This is a genomic window from Pseudomonas putida, from assembly GCF_050989985.1.
In the GTDB taxonomy this organism is placed as follows: domain Bacteria; phylum Pseudomonadota; class Gammaproteobacteria; order Pseudomonadales; family Pseudomonadaceae; genus Aquipseudomonas; species Aquipseudomonas putida_AI.
This window is the reverse complement of the sequence record NZ_CP158815.1, coordinates 5512478-5531147: the sequence shown is the minus strand read 5'-3', so window position 1 is coordinate 5531147 and position 18670 is coordinate 5512478. Positions and strand designations below refer to the sequence as shown.

The 18670-nt window shown below is 58.9% G+C and carries 15 protein-coding genes; 12 read left to right on the top strand and 3 right to left on the bottom strand.

Going from position 1 to position 18670, the window contains the following annotated elements; translation table 11 throughout:
- The first annotated feature begins 114 nt into the window (after positions 1–114).
- A complete protein-coding gene (locus tag ABTV29_RS25365) occupies positions 115–1746 on the top strand; it encodes a Na+/H+ antiporter (RefSeq protein ID WP_433767331.1) in 1632 nt (543 codons plus the stop codon).
- Between the two features lie 108 nt (positions 1747–1854).
- Here the strand turns inward: ABTV29_RS25365 and dapC are convergent, their stop codons facing one another.
- The 3 genes from dapC to map all read right to left on the bottom strand — a co-directional run bounded on the left by dapC (position 1855) and on the right by map (position 6802).
- Positions 1855–3054: a succinyldiaminopimelate transaminase gene (gene dapC / locus ABTV29_RS25360; RefSeq protein WP_433767330.1), complete on the bottom strand. Its 1200-nt coding sequence runs from the start codon at positions 3052–3054 to the stop codon at positions 1855–1857.
- A 159-nt stretch (positions 3055–3213) separates the two neighbouring features.
- On the bottom strand, positions 3214–5916 hold the full coding sequence (locus ABTV29_RS25355) for a [protein-PII] uridylyltransferase (protein ID WP_433767329.1): 2703 nt from the start codon (positions 5914–5916) through the stop codon (positions 3214–3216).
- Positions 5917–5962: 46 nt separating this feature from the next.
- Entirely contained in the window at positions 5963–6802 is an 840-nt protein-coding gene (gene map, locus ABTV29_RS25350) for a type I methionyl aminopeptidase (protein ID WP_433772013.1), read from the bottom strand.
- A gap of 317 nt (positions 6803–7119) precedes the next feature.
- On the opposite strand from map, the gene rpsB reads away from it, so the two are divergent.
- The 11 genes from rpsB (at position 7120) to lpxD (ending at position 18657) form a co-directional block, all read left to right on the top strand.
- Positions 7120–7857: a 30S ribosomal protein S2 gene (rpsB, locus tag ABTV29_RS25345; RefSeq protein WP_175375070.1), complete on the top strand. Its 738-nt coding sequence runs from the start codon at positions 7120–7122 to the stop codon at positions 7855–7857.
- A gap of 190 nt (positions 7858–8047) precedes the next feature.
- Entirely contained in the window at positions 8048–8911 is an 864-nt protein-coding gene (gene tsf / locus ABTV29_RS25340; RefSeq protein WP_433767328.1) for a translation elongation factor Ts, read from the top strand.
- Positions 8912–9123: 212 nt separating this feature from the next.
- On the top strand, positions 9124–9867 hold the full coding sequence (pyrH, locus tag ABTV29_RS25335) for a UMP kinase (RefSeq protein WP_011332683.1): 744 nt from the start codon (positions 9124–9126) through the stop codon (positions 9865–9867).
- Complete coding sequence (gene frr / locus ABTV29_RS25330) at positions 9864–10421, top strand: ribosome recycling factor (protein ID WP_433767327.1); 558 nt, start codon at positions 9864–9866, stop codon at positions 10419–10421. The genes pyrH and frr overlap by 4 nt, the downstream gene beginning before the upstream one ends.
- A 13-nt stretch (positions 10422–10434) precedes the next feature.
- Complete coding sequence (uppS, locus tag ABTV29_RS25325; protein WP_433767326.1) at positions 10435–11190, top strand: polyprenyl diphosphate synthase; 756 nt, start codon at positions 10435–10437, stop codon at positions 11188–11190.
- Positions 11190–11996 carry a phosphatidate cytidylyltransferase gene (locus ABTV29_RS25320; protein ID WP_433767325.1) on the top strand — a complete coding sequence of 269 codons (807 nt, stop codon included), beginning with the start codon at positions 11190–11192 and terminating at the stop codon, positions 11994–11996. Before uppS ends, ABTV29_RS25320 begins: the two co-directional genes overlap by 1 nt.
- Positions 11993–13183 carry a 1-deoxy-D-xylulose-5-phosphate reductoisomerase gene (gene ispC / locus ABTV29_RS25315; protein WP_433767324.1) on the top strand — a complete coding sequence of 397 codons (1191 nt, stop codon included), beginning with the start codon at positions 11993–11995 and terminating at the stop codon, positions 13181–13183. Before ABTV29_RS25320 ends, ispC begins: the two co-directional genes overlap by 4 nt.
- Before the next feature lie 53 nt (positions 13184–13236).
- Positions 13237–14589, top strand: coding sequence for an RIP metalloprotease RseP (gene rseP / locus ABTV29_RS25310; protein WP_433767323.1), 1353 nt, complete (start codon positions 13237–13239; stop codon positions 14587–14589).
- A gap of 72 nt (positions 14590–14661) precedes the next feature.
- Positions 14662–17049: an outer membrane protein assembly factor BamA gene (gene bamA, locus ABTV29_RS25305; protein ID WP_433767322.1), complete on the top strand. Its 2388-nt coding sequence runs from the start codon at positions 14662–14664 to the stop codon at positions 17047–17049.
- 45 nt (positions 17050–17094) lie between these two features.
- Positions 17095–17598 carry an OmpH family outer membrane protein gene (locus ABTV29_RS25300; protein WP_110966657.1) on the top strand — a complete coding sequence of 168 codons (504 nt, stop codon included), beginning with the start codon at positions 17095–17097 and terminating at the stop codon, positions 17596–17598.
- Positions 17599–17601: 3 nt separating this feature from the next.
- Complete coding sequence (gene lpxD / locus ABTV29_RS25295; RefSeq protein ID WP_433767321.1) at positions 17602–18657, top strand: UDP-3-O-(3-hydroxymyristoyl)glucosamine N-acyltransferase; 1056 nt, start codon at positions 17602–17604, stop codon at positions 18655–18657.
- Positions 18658–18670: the final 13 nt, after the last annotated feature.

Sequence of the window (18670 nt, the reverse complement as noted above, 5' to 3'; positions counted from 1 at the left end):
GCGAGCTGGCTCGCTCCCTCAGGGATTGAGTGCGACATAGGTGCAAGGGTCGTGCGCAGTCTAAGCGTCTAATATGGCACTTCAACGCTGTCGATTGTCCGGGAACCACGCTTTATGCAAACCGCTTACACCGTCCTGATTCTGTTGATGCTGGTGGGCGTTTCGCGCCTGATCGGACGGGTTGTCCCGCTGCCGTTGCCCTTGGTGCAAATCGCCGCGGGGGCATTGCTGGCGTGGCCGACACTGGGGCTGCATGTGGCGCTGGACCCGGAATTGTTTCTTTTTCTGTTTCTGCCACCGTTGTTGTTTTCCGATGGCTGGCGCATGCCCAAGCGTGAGTTTTGGCGCCTGCGGGGGCCGATCCTGACGCTGGCGGTGGGGCTGGTGCTGTTTACGGTGGTCGGCGCCGGTTATTTCATTCACTGGTTACTGCCGGGCATTCCACTGGCGGTGGCGTTCGCTTTGGCGGCGGTGTTGTCGCCGACCGACGCCGTGGCGGTCGGCGCGATCGCCCAGAACCGCCTGCCCACACCCCTGATGCACATGTTGCAGGGCGAGGCGTTGATGAACGATGCCTCGGGCCTGGTGACGTTCAAATTCGCACTGGTGGCGGCGGTCACTGGCGTGTTCTCGCTGGCCAACGCCAGTGTGACCTTCGTACTGGTGGCGGTCGGCGGCCTGGCCCTGGGCGTAGCCTTGAGCTGGCTGGTCGGGCGCTTGCGCTCATGGATGATCGCCCGAGGCTGGGATGACCCGGCCACCCATGTCGTATTCATGTTGCTGCTGCCGTTTGCCGCTTATGTGCTGGCCGAGCGTGTGGGCGCATCGGGCATTCTGTCGGCGGTGGCGGCGGGGATGATGCAGAGCTGGCTTGATCTGTTGCCACGCCAGACCAATACCCGCCTGCTCAACCGCAGCGTCTGGGCGTTGCTGGAGTTCGCTTTCAATGGCCTGATCTTTCTGCTGCTGGGTTTGCAGCTTCCCGACATCATCAAGGCGGTGGCCAGCCATGAAGATTCGCTGTGGCCAACACTGTTGTATCGCGGCTTCGATGTGCTGGCGATTTTCCTGGTGCTGTTGGTGTTGCGGTTTGTCTGGGTGCAAAGCATCTGGCGCCTGGCGATCCTGATGCGCCGCTGGCGCGGCAAGGAGGCAATCACCCGGGTGCCGAGCGCGCGTTCCTGTGGGCTGCTGACCGTCGGTGGTGTACGCGGCGCGGTGACCCTGGCGGGTGTGATGTCGGTGCCGATGCTCATGGGGGCCAGCGCCTTCCCCGAGCGCGATTTGCTGATCTTCATCGCTGCCGGGGTGATCCTGTTGTCGTTGATCGCGGCGTGCATCGTCTTGCCGTTGCTGCTGCGCGGGATCGAGAAAGGCCCCGACGACAAGCGTCGCAACGAAGTTCGAGAGGCTTGGCGCAAGACCGCCGAAGCGGCCATTCATGCGCTGGAAACCGAGGAGGTCAACCCGCAGGATGCAGCTCAAGCGGCGCTGGCGGCAGAGCTCAAGGCGCGGATCATGTCCGAATACCGGCATCAACTGGAGGTGTTCAACGATTCCGCCGAGGCCCAGGCCCTGGCGTTTCAGATGGACTTGCTGGAGCGACGCTTGCGCTTGAATGCGCTACGGGCGCAGCGCCTGGAGCTGTACAGCCTCAGCCGGCAGCACCAGATTGGCGATGACGTATTGCGGGAGGTGTTGGCGGAGCTGGATTTGAGCGAGGCGAAGCTTGGGCAGGTGAAATAACCTCTGACCTTTAACCCCGGAACCTGTGGGGGCACGGCTTGCCCGCGATGGCATCCTCAAGATCGCTATCGCGGGCAAGCCGTGCTCCCACAGGTCGTACGGCGGTGTTTATTTACGGCGCTGGATGAAATCGCGGATACGCTCGGCGGCTTCCACGCATTCGGCCAACGGCGCAACCAATGCCATGCGCACACGGCCGGCACCCGGGTTTACGCCATCCACATCCCGCGACAGGTAGGAGCCCGGCACCACGGTGACATGCTCCTGTTCGAACAAATCGCGGCAGAAGGCTGCGTCATCACCGGCCACGTTCGGCCACAAGTAGAAACTGCCGTCGGGGCGCTGCACGTCCAGCACCGGGCTGAGGATTTCCAGGACGGCGTCGAACTTCTCACGGTACAGCGCACGGTTGGCGCGAACGTGTACTTCGTCGTTCCAGGCGGCAACGCTGGCCAGTTGTGTCTGAACCGGCATCGCACAGCCGTGGTAGGTACGATAGAGCAGGAAGCCTTTGAGCACGTCCGCATCACCGGCGACAAAACCAGAACGCAGGCCCGGCAGGTTGGAGCGCTTGGACAGGCTGTGGAACACCACGCAGCGCTTGAAGTCCTTGCGACCCAGTTCCGCGCAGGCGCTGAGCAGGCCTGGTGGCGGGGTTTGCTCATCGAAATATAGCTCGCTGTAGCACTCATCGGCGGCGATCACGAAGTCATGTTCGTCGGCCAGGGCGATCAGCTTTTTCAGGGTCTCGACCGGGATCAGTGCGCCGGTGGGGTTGCCCGGCGAGCACAGGAACAGAATCTGGCAGCGTTTCCAGATGTCTGGCGAAACCGCGTCGAAATCGGGGTTGAAGCCGTTTTCGTCCAGGCACGGCAGGTAGTGCGGCTGGGCGCCGGCGAGAAACGCCGCGCCTTCGTAGATTTGATAGAACGGGTTCGGGCTGACGATCAGCGCGTCGTCTCCACGATTGACCACGGTCTGGGTGAACGCAAACAGCGCTTCACGGGTTCCGTTGACCGGCAGCACGTTGCGCGCCGGGTCGATCCAGCCGTGGGGAACGTTGAAACGACGTTCACACCAGGCCGCAATGGCTTCACGCAGCTCTGGAATACCGAGGGTCGTCGGGTACACCGCCATTTTTTCCAGATTACTGGCCAGGGCTTCGGCGACGAAGGTGGGCGAACGGTGTTTCGGCTCGCCGATGGACAGCGCGATCGGGCGCTTGTCCGGATTGGGTGTGACGCTGCCGAGCAGGGCGCGGAGTTTCTCGAACGGGTAGGGCTGCAGCTGGGACAAAGCGTTGTTCATCGTTAAATCTCGTTCGGTGTAGGAGCGGCGCTGGTCCCTTGTAGGAGCGAGCTTGCTCGCGATGGTCGTCAACGATAACGCGTGTTTGCCAAAGCAACGCAGCGTATTTGAGTCCATCGCGAGCAAGCTCGCTCCTACAAAGGGCAGACCGTTGTTAAGTCAGATGCTGATGCGCGACAGTTTGATATCGGGTTCCTGGTTGACGCTCAGTTGCTCGACGATCGCATCCTGCAGGCGACTGCACAGCAGCGGGTCGGACAACGGCTGGTTGTTGGCGTCGGTGATGAAGAACACGTCTTCCACGCGCTCGCCCAGGGTGGCGATCTTGGCGTTTTGCAGCGACAGGTGGAACTCCAGGAAAATCGTGCCGACCCGCGCCAGCAAGCCTGGGCGGTCGGGCGCGGTCAGTTCCAGTACGGTCACCGGGCGCTGCGCGTCGTTGTGGATCGTCACCTGTGGCGCAAAGGCGAAATGCTTGAGCTGGCGGGGTACCCGGCGCTGAATGATCGTCGGGTAGTCATCCGGGTTGCGCAGGGCTTCGGTCAGGCCGTCGCGGATCTGCTTGACCCGCGCCGGGTTATCGCCGATCGAGTCGCCATCGGTGTCGAGCACGATGTAGGTGTCGAGGGTGAACTGGCTGCTGGAGGTGATGACCCGGGCGTCATGGATGTTCAGGTTGAGCTGGTCCATCGCGGCCACGGTCACGGCGAAGAAGTCGTGCTGGTCCGGCGCGTAAATGAAAATCTGCGTGCCGCCTTCGAATTCCCGCTGCGTGGTTTCCTTGATCAGCACCAGTGGCCCGCCGTCGACCGGCTGCTGGAGGATCGCGTCGGTGTGCCAGGCGACATCGCCGGCAGTGTGGCGCAGGAAATAGTCATCGCCCAACTGTGTCCACAGCTGTTCGACATCGTCCGGGTCGGTGCCGCCGCGCGCCAGGATGTCCAGGGCGGCGCTCTGGGTCTGGCGGATCTGTTCTTCACGATCGACCGGGTTTTCCAGGCCGCGACGCAGTGCACGCTTGGTTTCGGTGTACAGCTGGCGCAGCAGACTGGCGCGCCAGGAGTTCCACAGCGTCGGGTTGGTGGCGTTGATATCGGCGACCGTCAATACGTACAGGTAATCGAGGTGGGTTTCGTCACCGACGATCTGCGCGAAATCGTGAATCACCTGCGGGTCGGACAAGTCCTTGCGTTGGGCGGTGGTCGACATCACCAGATGGTTCTGCACCAGCCAGACAATCAGGCGGCTGTCCCACACCGGGAGCTGGTGGCGCTGGCAGAATGCCTCGGCATCCACCGCACCGATTTCCGAGTGGTCGCCATGCCGGCCCTTGCCGATGTCATGGTAAAGACCGGCCAGGTAGATCAGCTCGGGTTTGGGCAGCTTGCCCATGAGCTTGCTGGCCAACGGGAATTTTTCCGACACCTGGGTGTACTGCAACTTACGCAGGTGTTTGATCAGGTTCAGGGTGTGCGCATCGACGGTATAGATGTGGAACAGATCATGCTGCATCTGCCCGACGATAAAACCGAACTCGGGAAGATAGCGTCCGAGGATGCCGTAGCGGTTCATGCGGCGCAGGTTGCGGTGGATACCGATCTTGCACTTGAACAGCTCGATGAACAGGCTGGTGTTGCGGATGTCATTGCGGAAATCGTCGTCGATCAGGTGGCGATTTTCCCGCAACAGACGAATGGTATCAGCGCGTACGCCTTTGATTTCCGGCTGCTGGGCCATCAGCACGAAGATTTCCAGCATGGCGAACGGGGTGCGGCGGAATACGTTGTCGCTGCGCGCCTCGATATAGCCGTCGTGCAGCTGGAATCTGGAGTTGATCGGCTGCGGTGGCGCCTCGTCTTCCGGGGCGAGGATGACTTCCTCGAAGTGCTGGATGATCAGGTCGCTGAGCTGGGCGATGCTCATGACCACCCGGTAGTACTGCTGCATGAAGTTTTCGACGGCTTGCTTGGCGTCGTCGCCTTCGAAACCCAGCAGCTTGGCAATGGTGCGCTGGTGATCGAACAGCAGGCGGTCTTCGCAGCGTCCGGCGAGCATGTGCAGGGCGTAGCGTACTTTCCACAGGAATTCCTGGGAGGAAGCCAGCAGGGCGTTTTCGCTCTCCACCAGGAAACCTTCGCCGGCCAGTGCCCGCAGGTTCAGGGTCCCGTATTCGCGACGGGCAACCCAGAGAATCGTCTGGATATCCCGCAGTCCGCCAGGCGAGCCTTTGACGTTGGGTTCCAGGTTGTATTCGGTGTCGTTGTACTTGTGGTGACGGGCCTTCTGCTCGGCGCGCTTGGCCAGGAAAAATTCCTTGCTCGGCCACATGTGCGCCGTGCTGGTAACCTCCAGCATGCGCTGGCGCAGGTGCTCCGGACCGGTAATCGTGCGGCTTTCCATCAGGTTGGTGACCACCGTCAGGTCGGCCCGGGCTTCGACGGCGCATTCCTCGACCGAGCGAACGCTCTGGCCGACTTCCAGGCCGATATCCCACAACAACGTCAGAAAACGCTCGATGGAGTCACGGAAAACTTCATGGTCGGCGCTGTCCAGCAGGATCAGCAGATCGATGTCGGAGTAAGGGTGCAACTCGCCACGACCGTAGCCGCCGACCGCGACCAGCGCGATGTCGGCGTCTTTGCTCCAGCTGAACTGGTCCCAGGCCTTTTGCAGGATGTTGTCGACGAACCAGGCGCGATCCTCGATCAGTCGACGAATGTCCCGGCCGTTGCGAAAGCGCGTGTCGAGCACTTCCCGGGCCTGGCGGATCGCTTTCTTGAAAGCCGAGATCGGGCTTGCCTTGAGGGCCAGCTCAGCCTGGAACTGGCCGCGGTCGAAGAGTTCGGGGTCCACCTGCGGCATCGATTGGCTTTCCTGTCTATATAAAAGCTGGGTGCGTTGTTGCTGATCAGGCCGAAACGCGGGCGATGGTGTCGTCGCTGCGCAGGGTGAAGATCTCGTAACCGGTTTCGGTCACCAGCAGGGTGTGTTCCCACTGGGCCGACAGCTTGCGGTCCTTGGTGATCGCGGTCCAGCCGTCGCCCAGCACCTTGGTGTCGGCGCGGCCCTGGTTGATCATCGGTTCGATGGTGAAGGTCATGCCCGCCTTCAGCTCCATGCCGGTGCCGGCACGGCCGTAGTGCAGGATCTGCGGTTCTTCGTGGAAGACCTTGCCGATACCGTGGCCACAGAACTCGCGAACGACCGAGAAACCGTTCTTTTCGGCATGCTTCTGGATCACTTCGCCGATATCGCCCAGGCGGCAGCCGGGCTTGACCAGCTCGATGGCCTTGTACATGCATTCCTGGGTGACTTGCGACAGGCGCTCGGCCCACACAGGCACGGTGCCTACGTGGAACATGCGGCTGGTGTCGCCGTGGTATCCGTCCTTGATGACGGTTACGTCGATGTTCAGGGTGTCGCCATCCTTCAGCGGTTTATCGTTCGGGATGCCGTGGCAGACCACGTGGTTGATCGACGTGCAGATCGATTTCGGGAAGCCCTTGTAGTTGAGCGGGGCAGGGATGGCTTTCTGCTCGTTGACGATATAGTCGTGGCAGATCTGGTTCAGCTGATCGGTGGTCACGCCCGGTTTGACATGTTCGGCAATCATTTCCAGCACGTCGGCGGCGAGTTTGCCGGCAATGCGCATTTTTGCGATGTCCTCGGGGGTTTTGAGGGTGACGGTCATACAGGCTCTCTCTCTGCGCTCGACGGCGCTTCTAAAACTGGACGGGCGTTGCGCGATCGAACATCGCAGCCCTGAAAAACGCGATTCTAACAGACGATCGGAGCAAAACCGCGTCTCTGTCCATCGCTTCTCTCTATAGAATGGTGCATTCCGGGCGGATTCCAAGGGCTGAACGGCCACGACCGCCTGGATTTCATAATCCGGGTTCCGTTTTTTTCGGCCCTGTGATATAAAATGCGCCGCTTTCCGGGGATGCCCCGGAAGGCTTAAATCCACACACGTGTCGACACGATGACCTGGGTGCCTTCAGCTGATGCTGACTGGTTGGTCATTGGGGTACGTGGAGGCCAAACCCGACTTATTAAGGAACTATCATGTCCCAAGTCAACATGCGCGATATGCTGAAGGCCGGTGTGCACTTCGGTCACCAGACCCGTTACTGGAACCCGAAAATGGGTAAATACATTTTCGGCGCGCGTAACAAGATCCACATCATCAACCTTGAAAAAACCCTGCCAATGTTCAACGAAGCTCTGACTTTCGTAGAGCGCCTGGCCCAGGGCAAAAACAAGATTCTGTTCGTCGGCACCAAGCGTTCCGCTGGCAAGATCGTTGCTGAACAAGCAGCACGTTGCGGCTCGCCGTACGTCGATCACCGCTGGTTGGGCGGCATGCTGACCAACTTCAAAACCATCCGTGCTTCCATCAAGCGTCTGCGTGACCTTGAAGTACAAGCCGAAGACGGTACTTTCGCCAAGCTGACCAAGAAAGAAGCGCTGATGCGCTCCCGTGACCTGGAAAAGCTGGATCGTTCCCTGGGTGGTATCAAGGACATGGGCGGCCTGCCAGACGCTCTGTTCGTTATCGACGTTGATCACGAGCGCATCGCGATCACCGAAGCCAACAAGCTGGGCATCCCGGTCATCGGCGTAGTCGATACCAACAGCAGCCCTGAAGGTGTTGACTACATCATCCCAGGTAACGATGACGCCATCCGCGCTATCGAGCTGTACATGGGTTCGATGGCTGACGCTGTCATCCGTGGTCGCAACAACGTTGCTGGCGGCACCGAAGTTTTCGTTGAAGAAGCTCCGGCAGCTGCAGCTGAGTAATTGACGCCCTGGCGTTGACTCAGTAAGCAAAAAGGGGGCTTGGCCCCCTTTTTGCCACCTTGAAAACCATTTGTCGGCGCCCACTGCCTTATTTGTAACGTGCGGCAGCTAACAAAGGTGGTTCGGGAAGAATTGAACGCCCGTTCGATCGGGTGGAATGGTTGATAACCTATCCAAGAGGAATTTTGAAATGGCAGAGATTACTGCAGCGTTGGTCAAAGAACTGCGCGAGCGTACCGGCGAAGGCATGATGGACTGCAAAAAAGCCTTGACCAAGGCTGGCGGCGACATCGAAAAAGCCATTGATGACATGCGTGCTTCGGGCGCCATCAAGGCTGCTAAAAAGGCTGGCAACGTTGCCGCTGAAGGCGCTATCGCCATCAAGGCCGACGACAAGTCCGCCGTGCTGCTGGAAGTTAACTCGCAGACCGACTTCCTGGCCCTGCAAGACGATTTCAAAAACTTCGTTGCTGCCAGCGTAGAAAAAGCTTTCGACGAAAAACTGACCGACGCAGCTCCGCTGATCGCCGCTCAGGAATCGGCTCGTGAAGCCCTGGTTGCCAAAGTTGGCGAAAACGTCAACATCCGTCGTCTGATCCGTGTAGAGGGTGACGTTGTCGGCACCTACCTGCACGGCAACAAGATCGGTGTTGCTGTTGTCCTGAAAGGCGGCGACGTTCAGTTGGCCAAAGAAATCGCCATGCACGTAGCAGCCAGCAACCCTGAGTTCCTGCTGCCATCGCAGGTTTCCGCCGAAGCCATCGAGCGCGAGAAGGCTGTATTCCTGCAGCTGAACGAAGACAAGATGAAAGGCAAGCCAGCTGAAATCGTCGAGAAGATGATTGCTGGTCGTATCACCAAGTTCCTGGCCGAAGCCAGCCTGGTTGAGCAAGCTTTCGTGATGAACCCGGAAGTCACCGTTGGTGCTCTGGCCAAGAAAGCTGGCGCTGAAATCGTTTCCTTCACCTACTTCAAGGTTGGCGAAGGCATCGAGAAGCCAGTTGACAACTTCGCTGAAGAAGTTGCTGCACAACTGGCTGCCGCCAAGCAATAAGACGGTTTTTTAACTGTCGCCCTGAAGAGGCTGCCCGCTCACGCGCGCAGCCTCTTTTCAGATGGGGCACCAATTTTTTATTTGGTTTCCGTTTGGAACTGGCTTACAAAGCCATGTTCCGATGGCGCTGAAGCAGCGCCACGCTAGAGTGAACGCCAGCTGAAAACAGCTCGCAAAGAATTTTTTAATATACGCCGCAGGAGAGATTCGCAATGGCTCAGCAGGGCAGTGGTTATCAGGCTCGCTATAAACGCATTCTACTCAAACTTAGCGGCGAGGCCCTGATGGGCTCGGAAGAGTTCGGGATCGATCCGAAGGTTCTGGATCGCATGGCGCTGGAAGTCGGCCAGTTGGTCGGCATCGGCGTTCAGGTCGGTCTGGTTATCGGTGGTGGCAACCTGTTCCGCGGGGAAGCCCTGAGCAAGGCAGGCATGGATCGGGTCACCGGCGACCACATGGGCATGCTGGCCACTGTGATGAACGCCTTGGCCATGCGTGACGCGCTGGAACGTGCCAATATCTCGGCCATCGTGATGTCGGCCATTTCCATGGTTGGCGTGACCGATCACTACGATCGCCGCAAGGCCATGCGCCACCTGAACTCCAAGGACGTGGTAATTTTTGCGGCCGGTACTGGCAACCCGTTCTTCACCACGGACTCGGCTGCCTGCCTGCGTGCAATCGAAATCGACGCCGATGTCGTGCTCAAGGCAACCAAGGTTGATGGTGTCTATACCGCTGACCCGTTCAAAGACCCGCATGCCGAGAAGTTCGATCATCTGACCTACGATGAAGTACTGGATCGCAAGCTGGGTGTGATGGATCTGACGGCCATTTGCCTGTGCCGCGACCACAAAATGCCGCTGCGCGTATTTAACATGAACAAACCCGGCGCCCTGCTGAACATCGTGCATGGCGGCGCTGAAGGCACCCTGATCGAGGAAGTTCAACAATGATCAACGAAATCAAGAAAGACGCTAAAGAGCGCATGCAGAAGTCGGTGGAATCGCTGGCGCACAACTTCGGCCGCATTCGTACCGGCCAGGCGCACCCAAGCATTCTGGAAGGCGTGATGGTGCCGTACTACGGCTCCGACACCCCGATCAAGCAAGTGGCGAACATTACCGTCAAGGACGCCCGTACCCTGCAAGTCGTTGCCTTCGAGCGCAACATGCTGGGCGCCGTCGACAAGGCCATCGGCAGTGCCGGCCTGAACCTCAACCCGACCAACCTGGGTGAGTTGCTGCTGATCTCCATGCCGGCCCTGACCGAAGAAACCCGCAAGGGCTTCACCAAGCAGGCTCGCGATGTGGCTGAAGACGCTCGTGTTGCCGTGCGCAACATCCGTCGCGACGCCATTGGTCAGGTCAAGGATCTGACCAAGGAAAAGGAAATCAGCGAAGACGAAGAGCGTCGCGCGACTGGCGAGATCGATGATTTGACCAAGAAGTTCGTGGCTCAAATCGATGCCGATCTGGCGCAGAAAGAAAAAGACCTGATGGCCGTATAAGGGTCACGTGTTAATGGATAAGACCAAGTCGGTTGCGCCGTCCGCGGTGCCGCGCCATGTCGCGATCATCATGGATGGCAATAATCGCTGGGCGAAAAAACGCTTTATGCCGGGTGTCGCCGGGCATAAAGCGGGTGTGGACGCAGTTCGTGCGGTTATCGAGGTGTGTGCCGAGTCCGGGGTCGAAGTCTTGACCCTGTTCGCATTCTCCAGTGAGAACTGGCAGCGCCCGGCCGATGAGGTCAGTGCCTTGATGGATCTGTTCTTCAAGGCATTGCGTCGTGAGGCCAAGCGCCTGAATGACAACAACATCAGTTTGCGCATCATTGGCGATCGTTCGCGTTTTCATCCCGAGCTTCAGGCTGCCATGCGTGAAGCCGAGGCCATGACAGCCGGTACCAATCGTTTCGTCCTGCAGATCGCCGCCAATTACGGTGGTCAGTGGGATATCGCGCAGGCCGCTCAGCGATTGGCGCGTGAAGTCCAGGCTGGGCATTTGCGCCCGGAAGATATTACGCCGGATCTGCTGCAAACCTGCCTGGCTACGGGGGATCTGCCGTTGCCAGACTTGTGCATTCGCACCGGCGGCGAGCATCGCATCAGTAACTTTCTGCTGTGGCAACTGGCCTATGCCGAGTTGTACTTCTCCGACCTGTTCTGGCCGGACTTCAAACACGATGCCATGCGTAACGCGCTGGCCGATTTCGCATCCCGCCAGCGTCGCTTCGGTAAAACGAGTGAGCAGGTCGAGGCTGGAGCCCGGGTTTAATGCTTAAACAACGAATCATCACCGCGCTGATCCTGCTGCCGATTGCCCTGTGCGGGTTTTTCCTGCTCGAGGGTTCCGGTTTCGCCATGTTCATCGGGCTGGTCGTGACCCTTGGTGCGTGGGAGTGGGCGCGGCTTGCCGGATTCAATGCGCAGTCGTTCCGCGTGGCTTTTGCCGCGGTGGTCGCGTTTTTGCTTTTCATCATGTACATCCTGCCCGGGCTCGCGCCGTGGGTACTGGGTGCGTCCGTGCTCTGGTGGGCGGTGGCAACGTACCTGGTGCTGACTTATCCACGTTCCAGTGAGCATTGGGCCAGCGCGGCCTGCAAGCTGGTCATCGGCCTGTTGATCCTGTTGCCGGCCTGGCAAGGCCTGGTCCAGATCAAGCAGCAGCCCTTGGGGAACTGGCTGATCATGGCGGTGATGGTGCTGGTCTGGGGTGCTGACATCGGCGCCTACTTTTCGGGTCGGGCATTTGGCAAGCGCAAGCTGGCGCCGCAGGTCAGTCCCGGCAAAAGCTGGGAAGGCGTTTACGGTGGCCTGGCGCTGTGCCTGGTCATTACCGTGATTGTCGGATTTGTCCGTGACTGGACTGTTGCCGAGTTGTTCAAGGGGTTGATCGGTGCGGCTCTGATCGTGTTTGTCTCGGTCATCGGCGATCTCACCGAAAGCATGTTCAAGCGCCAGTCTGGAATCAAGGACAGCAGTAATCTGCTGCCTGGTCACGGTGGGGTGCTGGACCGGATCGACAGCCTGACGGCTGCAATCCCTGTATTCGCCGTGCTGCTGTGGATGGCTGCACCGTGAGCCGCCCTCAGCAGATTACTGTTCTGGGCGCGACAGGTTCGATCGGCTTGAGCACCCTCGATGTCATTGCTCGCCATCCCAATCGTTATCAAGTCTTCGCCTTGAGCGGTTTCACCCGTTTGAGTGAGTTGTTGGCGCTGTGCGTAAGGCACGTACCGCGATTTGCCGTGGTGCCTGAAGTCGCCGCAGCCCGTGGCTTGCAGGATGATTTGCGTGCGGCTGGCCTGTCTACCCGTGTGCTGGTGGGTGAAGAGGGGTTGTGCCAGGTGGCCTCCGACCCGGAGGTCGATGCTGTCATGGCGGCTATCGTCGGTGCAGCGGGCTTGCGTCCGACGCTGGCGGCAGTCGAGGCAGGCAAGAAGATCCTCTTGGCCAATAAAGAAGCGCTGGTCATGTCCGGCGCCCTGTTCATGCAAGCCGTACGCAAGAGCGGCTCCGTACTGCTGCCGATCGATAGCGAACACAACGCAATTTTCCAGTGCATGCCACAGGATTACTCCCGTGGTCTCGGCGCGGTCGGTGTGCGCAGGATCTTGCTGACGGCCTCTGGCGGTCCGTTCCGGCAAACGCCTATGGCAGAGCTGGCGCATGTTTCCCCTGAGCAAGCGTGTGCCCACCCGAACTGGTCCATGGGGCGCAAGATTTCGGTCGATTCGGCCAGCATGATGAATAAAGGCCTGGAGTTGATCGAGGCTTGCTGGCTGTTTGACGCCAAGCCGTCCCAGGTTGAAGTGGTGATTCATCCGCAGAGTGTGATTCATTCCCTGGTCGACTACATCGATGGTTCGGTATTGGCTCAGTTGGGTAATCCGGACATGCGCACTCCGATCGCCAACGCTCTGGCGTGGCCAGAACGAATCGATTCGGGCGTGCCGCCGCTGGACCTGTTTGCCATTGCACGCCTTGATTTCGAAGCTCCGGATGAGGAGCGTTTTCCTTGCCTGCGCCTTGCCCGCCAGGCAGCCGAGGCTGGCAACAGTGCGCCGGCGATGCTCAATGCGGCAAATGAAGTCGCTGTAGCAGCGTTTCTCGACGGACGGGTTCGTTACCCGGAAATCGCGAGTATCATCGAGGAAGCACTGAATCTTGAGCCTGTGGTGGCTGTGGATGATCTCGAAGCGGTGTTCACGGCCGATGCCAAGGCGCGTGTGCTGGCCGAGCAGTGGTTGAGTCGTCACGGGCGGTAAGTGCTGCGATGCGTTGGTCCATGCGGCACTAGACAGGAATGCGGAGAAAGTAGATGAGCGCACTCTATATGATTGTCGGCACCCTGGTTGCGTTGGGCGTGCTGGTTACCTTCCACGAGTTCGGCCATTTCTGGGTCGCGCGTCGCTGTGGGGTCAAGGTGCTGCGTTTCTCCGTGGGCTTCGGGATGCCACTGTTGCGTTGGCACGACAAGCAGGGCACCGAGTTCGTGGTGGCCGCCATTCCGCTGGGCGGTTACGTGAAGATGCTCGATGAGCGTGAAGGCGAAGTGCCGGCTGATCAGGTCGAGCATTCCTTCAATCGCAAATCGGTGCGTCAGCGCATTGCCATTGTGGCGGCCGGACCGATTGCCAACTTCCTGCTGGCCCTGGGTTTCTTCTGGGTCCTGGCCATGCTCGGCAGTCAACAGGTGCGTCCAGTCATTGGTGCCGTGGAATCCGGCAGCATTGCCGCCAAAGCAGGGTTGAGCGCAGGTCAGGAAATTATCTCCATCGATGGCGAGCCAACGAGCGGCTGGGCAGCGGTGAATCTGCAACTGGTCCGTCGCTTGGGGGAAAGCGGATCACTGCAGGTGCTGGTCCGTGAGCAGGGCTCCACCGTGGATGTGCCTCATGAGCTGGTGCTGGACAAATGGCTCAAGGGGGCCGAAGAGCCCGATCCTATTCATTCGCTGGGGGTTCGCCCATGGCGCCCGGCATTGCCGCCAGTCCTGGCCGAGATCGATCCAAACGGTCCGGCGCACGCCGCTGGTCTCAAGGCTGGGGACCGTCTGCTGGCGCTTGATGGCAAGTCGCTGGATGACTGGCAGCAAGTGGTCGATACCGTCCGTCTGCGACCTGATACCAAAATCCTGCTGCGAATCGAACGCGATGCTGCTCAGGTCGACGTTCCTGTGACGCTAGCTTCGCGCGGCGAGAAAAAAGCACCGAGCGGTTACCTGGGGGCTGGGGTGAAAGCGGTGGATTGGCCGCCGGAGATGGTTCGCGAGGTCAGTTTCGGTCCCGTGGCCGCGATTGGCGAGGGGGCTCGACGTACCTGGACCATGAGCCTGCTGACCCTCGATTCACTGAAGAAAATGTTGTTCGGCGAGCTCTCGGTAAAAAACTTGAGTGGACCGATAACCATTGCTAAAGTGGCGGGCGCTTCGGCCCAGTCGGGTGTCGCTGATTTCCTGAATTTCCTTGCTTATCTGAGTATTAGCCTGGGGGTTCTGAATTTGCTGCCCATTCCTGTGCTGGATGGGGGGCATTTGTTGTTTTATCTGATTGAGTGGGCGCGTGGTCGTCCCTTGTCGGATCGGGTGCAAGGTTGGGGGATACAGATCGGTATCAGTTTGGTGGTCGGAGTGATGTTGCTCGCTCTGGTCAATGATCTAGGCCGTCTGTAACGTCGCTGAATTGCGAATCTGCCGCATTTTGCGGCAGTTTGTTTATTGCCAGTTGGAATAAGAAAGGACTTCATGAAACGTCTGCTGCTAACTGCGGTTCTCACCGTATTGATGATCGCCGAAGTTCACGCCGAGTCCTTCACTATCTCTGATATTCGCGTTAATGGCCTCCAGCGGGTCTCCGCGGGTAGCGTCTTTGGTGCTTTGCCGTTGAACGTCGGCGAACAGGCGGATGATCACCGTCTGGTGGAAGCCACTCGTGCATTGTTCAAAACCGGTTTCTTTCAAGATATCCAGCTGGGTCGTGATGGCAACGTTCTTGTCATTACGGTAGTCGAGCGCCCGTCAGTTGCCAGTATCGAGATCGAAGGCAACAAGGCGATCTCCACTGAAGACCTGATGAAAGGCCTCAAGCAATCCGGTCTGGCCGAAGGCGAGATCTTCCAGCGCGCCACCCTCGAAGGTGTGCGTAACGAGCTGCAGCGCCAGTACGTTGCGCAAGGTCGTTACTCCGCAACCGTTGACACGGAAGTGGTGCCGCAGCCGCGCAATCGCGTTGGCCTGAAGGTAAACATCAACGAAGGCACCGTTGCAGCTATCCAGCACATCAACGTGGTGGGTAACACCGTCTTCCCTGACGAAGACCTGATCGACCTGTTCGAACTCAAGACGACCAACTGGCTCTCGTTCTTCAAGAACGACGACAAGTATGCTCGTGAAAAACTCTCCGGCGACCTGGAGCGTCTGCGCTCCTACTATCTGGACCGTGGCTATATCAACATGGATATCGCTTCGACCCAGGTGTCCATCACACCGGACAAGAAACACGTCTACATCACCGTCAACATCAACGAAGGCGACAAGTACACCGTACGTGACGTCAAGCTGAGCGGTGACTTGAAAGTACCGGAAGACCAGGTCAAGTCCCTGCTGCTGGTACAGAAAGGCCAGGTGTTCTCGCGCAAGCTGATGACCACTACCTCCGAATTGATCACCCGTCGTCTGGGTAACGAAGGTTATACCTTCGCCAACGTCAACGGCGTGCCACAGCCTCACGATGATGACCACACCGTAGACATCACTTTCGCTGTCGATCCGGGCAAGCGTGCTTACGTCAACCGCATCAACTTCCGTGGCAACACCAAGTCGGAAGACGAAGTGCTGCGTCGTGAAATGCGCCAGATGGAAGGCGGCTGGGCTTCGACCTACCTGATCGACCAGTCCAAGACCCGTCTGGAACGCCTGGGCTTCTTCAAGGAAGTGAACGTTGAGACCCCGGCCGTACCGGGTGTCGATGACCAGGTTGATGTCAATTACAGCGTGGAAGAACAGGCTTCCGGTTCGATCACCGCCAGCGTCGGCTTCGCGCAGAGCGCGGGCCTGATCCTCGGTGGTTCGATCACCCAGAACAACTTCCTCGGTACCGGTAACAAGGTCAGCATCGGCTTGACCCGCAGCCAATACCAGAGCCGCTACAACTTCGGTTATGTCGACCCCTACTGGACTGCCGACGGCGTGAGCCTGGGTTACAACGCGTTCTACCGCACCACCGACTACAAAGACCTCGACGTCGATGTGGCCAGCTACGCCGTAGACAGCCTGGGTGCAGGTGTGAGCGTCGGTTATCCGATCAGCGAGACTTCGCGCCTGACCTTTGGCTTGACTGCGCAGCAGGACAAGATCAATACCGGTATCTACACCGTCGACGAGATCTTCGACTTCGTTAACCGTGAAGGCGATCAGTACCTGAACTTCAAGGCTTCGGCCGGTTGGTCCGAGTCCACCCTGAACAAGGGCGTGCTGGCGACTCGTGGCCATTCCCAGAGCCTGGTGCTGGAAACCACAACCCCGGGCAGCGACCTGTCGTTCTTCAAGCTCGACTACCGTGGCCAGTTGTTCCAGCCTTTGAGCGAAAACTACACCATGCGCCTGCACACAGAGTTGGGCTATGGTGATGGTTACGGATCGACCGATGGCCTGCCATTCTACGAAAACTACTTTGCCGGTGGCTTCAACTCGGTTCGTGGCTTCAAGGACAGCACTCTGGGTCCACGCAGTACCCCGAGTCGTGGTCAGGCTATTACAGGTAACGCCGGTACTCAGTTTGACCCGGACCAGGATCCGCTGCCGTTCGGTGGTAACGTCCTGATCCAGGGCGGTGTGGAAGTTCTTTTCCCGCTGCCGTTCGTCAAGGATCAACGCTCCCTGCGTACCTCGGTATTCTGGGATGTGGGTAACGTATTCGACTCCAAATGCTCTGATGTCACCAACGCTGATGGCACGAAGTCCAATACGCAGTGTAACGATATCAGTCTGAGCAATATGGCCAGTTCTGTCGGTGTGGGTGTGACCTGGGTCACCGCACTGGGTCCTCTGAGTTTCGCGTTGGCCATGCCGGTCAAGAAACCGGATGATGCTGACACTCAAGTGTTCCAATTCTCCCTCGGTCAGACGTTCTAAGCGCCTGACCCAAGATAACGACAATGGATTTTGTAGGAGTGCATCGTGCGTAAGTTGACTCAATTGGTTCTCCTGGCTTCCGTACTGGTAGCAGGTCCGGCGTTTGCCGATATGAAAATCGCCGTTCTGAACTATCAGATGGCCCTGCTGGAATCCGATGCGGCCAAGAAGTACGCCGTGGATGCAGAGAAGAAGTTCGGTCCTCAACTGACCAAGCTCAAGTCTCTGGAAAGCAGCGCCAAGGGTATTCAGGATCGCCTGATGGCCGGTGGCGACAAGATGCAACAAGGCGAGCGTGAGCGTCTGGAGCTTGAGTTCAAGCAAAAGGCTCGTGACTTCCAGTTCCAGTCCAAGGAGCTGAACGAAGCCAAGGCCGTTGCCGATCGGGAAATGCTGAAACAGCTCAAGCCAAAACTGGACAGCGCTGTGGAAGAAGTCATCAAGAAAGGTGCTTATGACCTGGTCTTCGAGCGTGGCGCAGTGATTGATGTCAAACCTCAGTACGACATCACGCGCCAGGTTATCGAGCGCATGAATCAGCTGAAGTAATCCATGACAGCGACCATTAAACTCGGCCAATTGGCCGAGTTCCTCGGCGCCACCCTGCGTGGCGACCCGGAGAAAGCGATTACTGGGCTAGCCACCTTGCAGGAGGCTGGCCCAGCTCAGTTGAGCTTTCTCGCAAACCCCCAATACCGAAAGTATCTGGCAGGCAGCCAGGCGGCAGCTCTGTTGCTCAAGGCTGCTGACGCCGAAGGTTTTGCCGGAAATGCACTGGTTGTGCCTGATCCGTACGCGGCCTACGCTCGGGTGTCCCACCTGTTCGATCCCAAGCCCAAGGCGGCTGCCGGTATTCATCCGACGGCGGTGGTTGCGGCGGACGCGGTGGTTGACCCGGCCGCGAGCATCGGTGCTTTTGTCGTCATCGAAAGCGGGGCGCATATCGCCGCGGGTGCCACCATCGGCGCGCATTGCTTTATCGGCGCGCGTAGCACCATCGGTGAAGGCGGCTGGCTCGCACCTCGAGTCACCCTGTATCACGATGTGCGCGTCGGCAAGCGGGTGGTGATTCAATCCGGAGCCGTACTCGGTGGCGAGGGTTTTGGTTTTGCCAACGAAAAAGGTATCTGGCAGAAAATTGCCCAGATCGGTGGCGTGCTGGTCGGCGATGACGTGGAAATTGGCGTGAATACCGCCATCGACCGCGGTGCGCTGGCTGATACGATCATTGGCAATGGCGTGAAACTCGACAACCAGATTCAAATCGCTCACAACGTTCAGGTTGGTGATCACACGGCCATGGCGGCGTGCGTGGGAATCTCCGGCAGCACCAAGATCGGCAAGCACTGCATGCTCGCCGGGGGTGTCGGCCTGGTAGGGCATATCGATATCTGCGACAACGTATTCATCACCGGGATGACCATGGTGACCCATTCGATTACCGAACCGGGCGCCTATTCTTCCGGTACGGCGATGCAGCCGGCAGCCGAGTGGCGCAAAAGCGCGGCACGTATACGTCAGCTCGATGACATCGCGCGGCGTTTGCGACAGCTTGAAAAGCAGACAGGGGAAGTGACCCCTGACGGTAATGCTTCATCAGATGGCTGATACCATTTCCATA

Bases quoted from the DNA above. Each gene is read 5' to 3' on its own strand.
- lpxD (WP_433767321.1), top strand. From the start codon at position 17,602: ATGACAGCGACCATTAAACTCGGCCAATTGGCCGAGTTCCTCGGCGCC.
- rseP (WP_433767323.1), top strand. From the start codon at position 13,237: ATGAGCGCACTCTATATGATTGTCGGCACCCTGGTTGCGTTGGGCGTG.
- rpsB (WP_175375070.1), top strand. From the start codon at position 7,120: ATGTCCCAAGTCAACATGCGCGATATGCTGAAGGCCGGTGTGCACTTC.
- pyrH (WP_011332683.1), top strand. From the start codon at position 9,124: ATGGCTCAGCAGGGCAGTGGTTATCAGGCTCGCTATAAACGCATTCTA.
- ABTV29_RS25365 (WP_433767331.1), top strand. From the start codon at position 115: ATGCAAACCGCTTACACCGTCCTGATTCTGTTGATGCTGGTGGGCGTT.
- dapC (WP_433767330.1), bottom strand. From the start codon at position 3,054: ATGAACAACGCTTTGTCCCAGCTGCAGCCCTACCCGTTCGAGAAACTC.
- bamA (WP_433767322.1), top strand. From the start codon at position 14,662: ATGAAACGTCTGCTGCTAACTGCGGTTCTCACCGTATTGATGATCGCC.
- uppS (WP_433767326.1), top strand. From the start codon at position 10,435: ATGGATAAGACCAAGTCGGTTGCGCCGTCCGCGGTGCCGCGCCATGTC.
- frr (WP_433767327.1), top strand. From the start codon at position 9,864: ATGATCAACGAAATCAAGAAAGACGCTAAAGAGCGCATGCAGAAGTCG.
- ABTV29_RS25355 (WP_433767329.1), bottom strand. From the start codon at position 5,916: ATGCCGCAGGTGGACCCCGAACTCTTCGACCGCGGCCAGTTCCAGGCT.
- tsf (WP_433767328.1), top strand. From the start codon at position 8,048: ATGGCAGAGATTACTGCAGCGTTGGTCAAAGAACTGCGCGAGCGTACC.
- ABTV29_RS25320 (WP_433767325.1), top strand. From the start codon at position 11,190: ATGCTTAAACAACGAATCATCACCGCGCTGATCCTGCTGCCGATTGCC.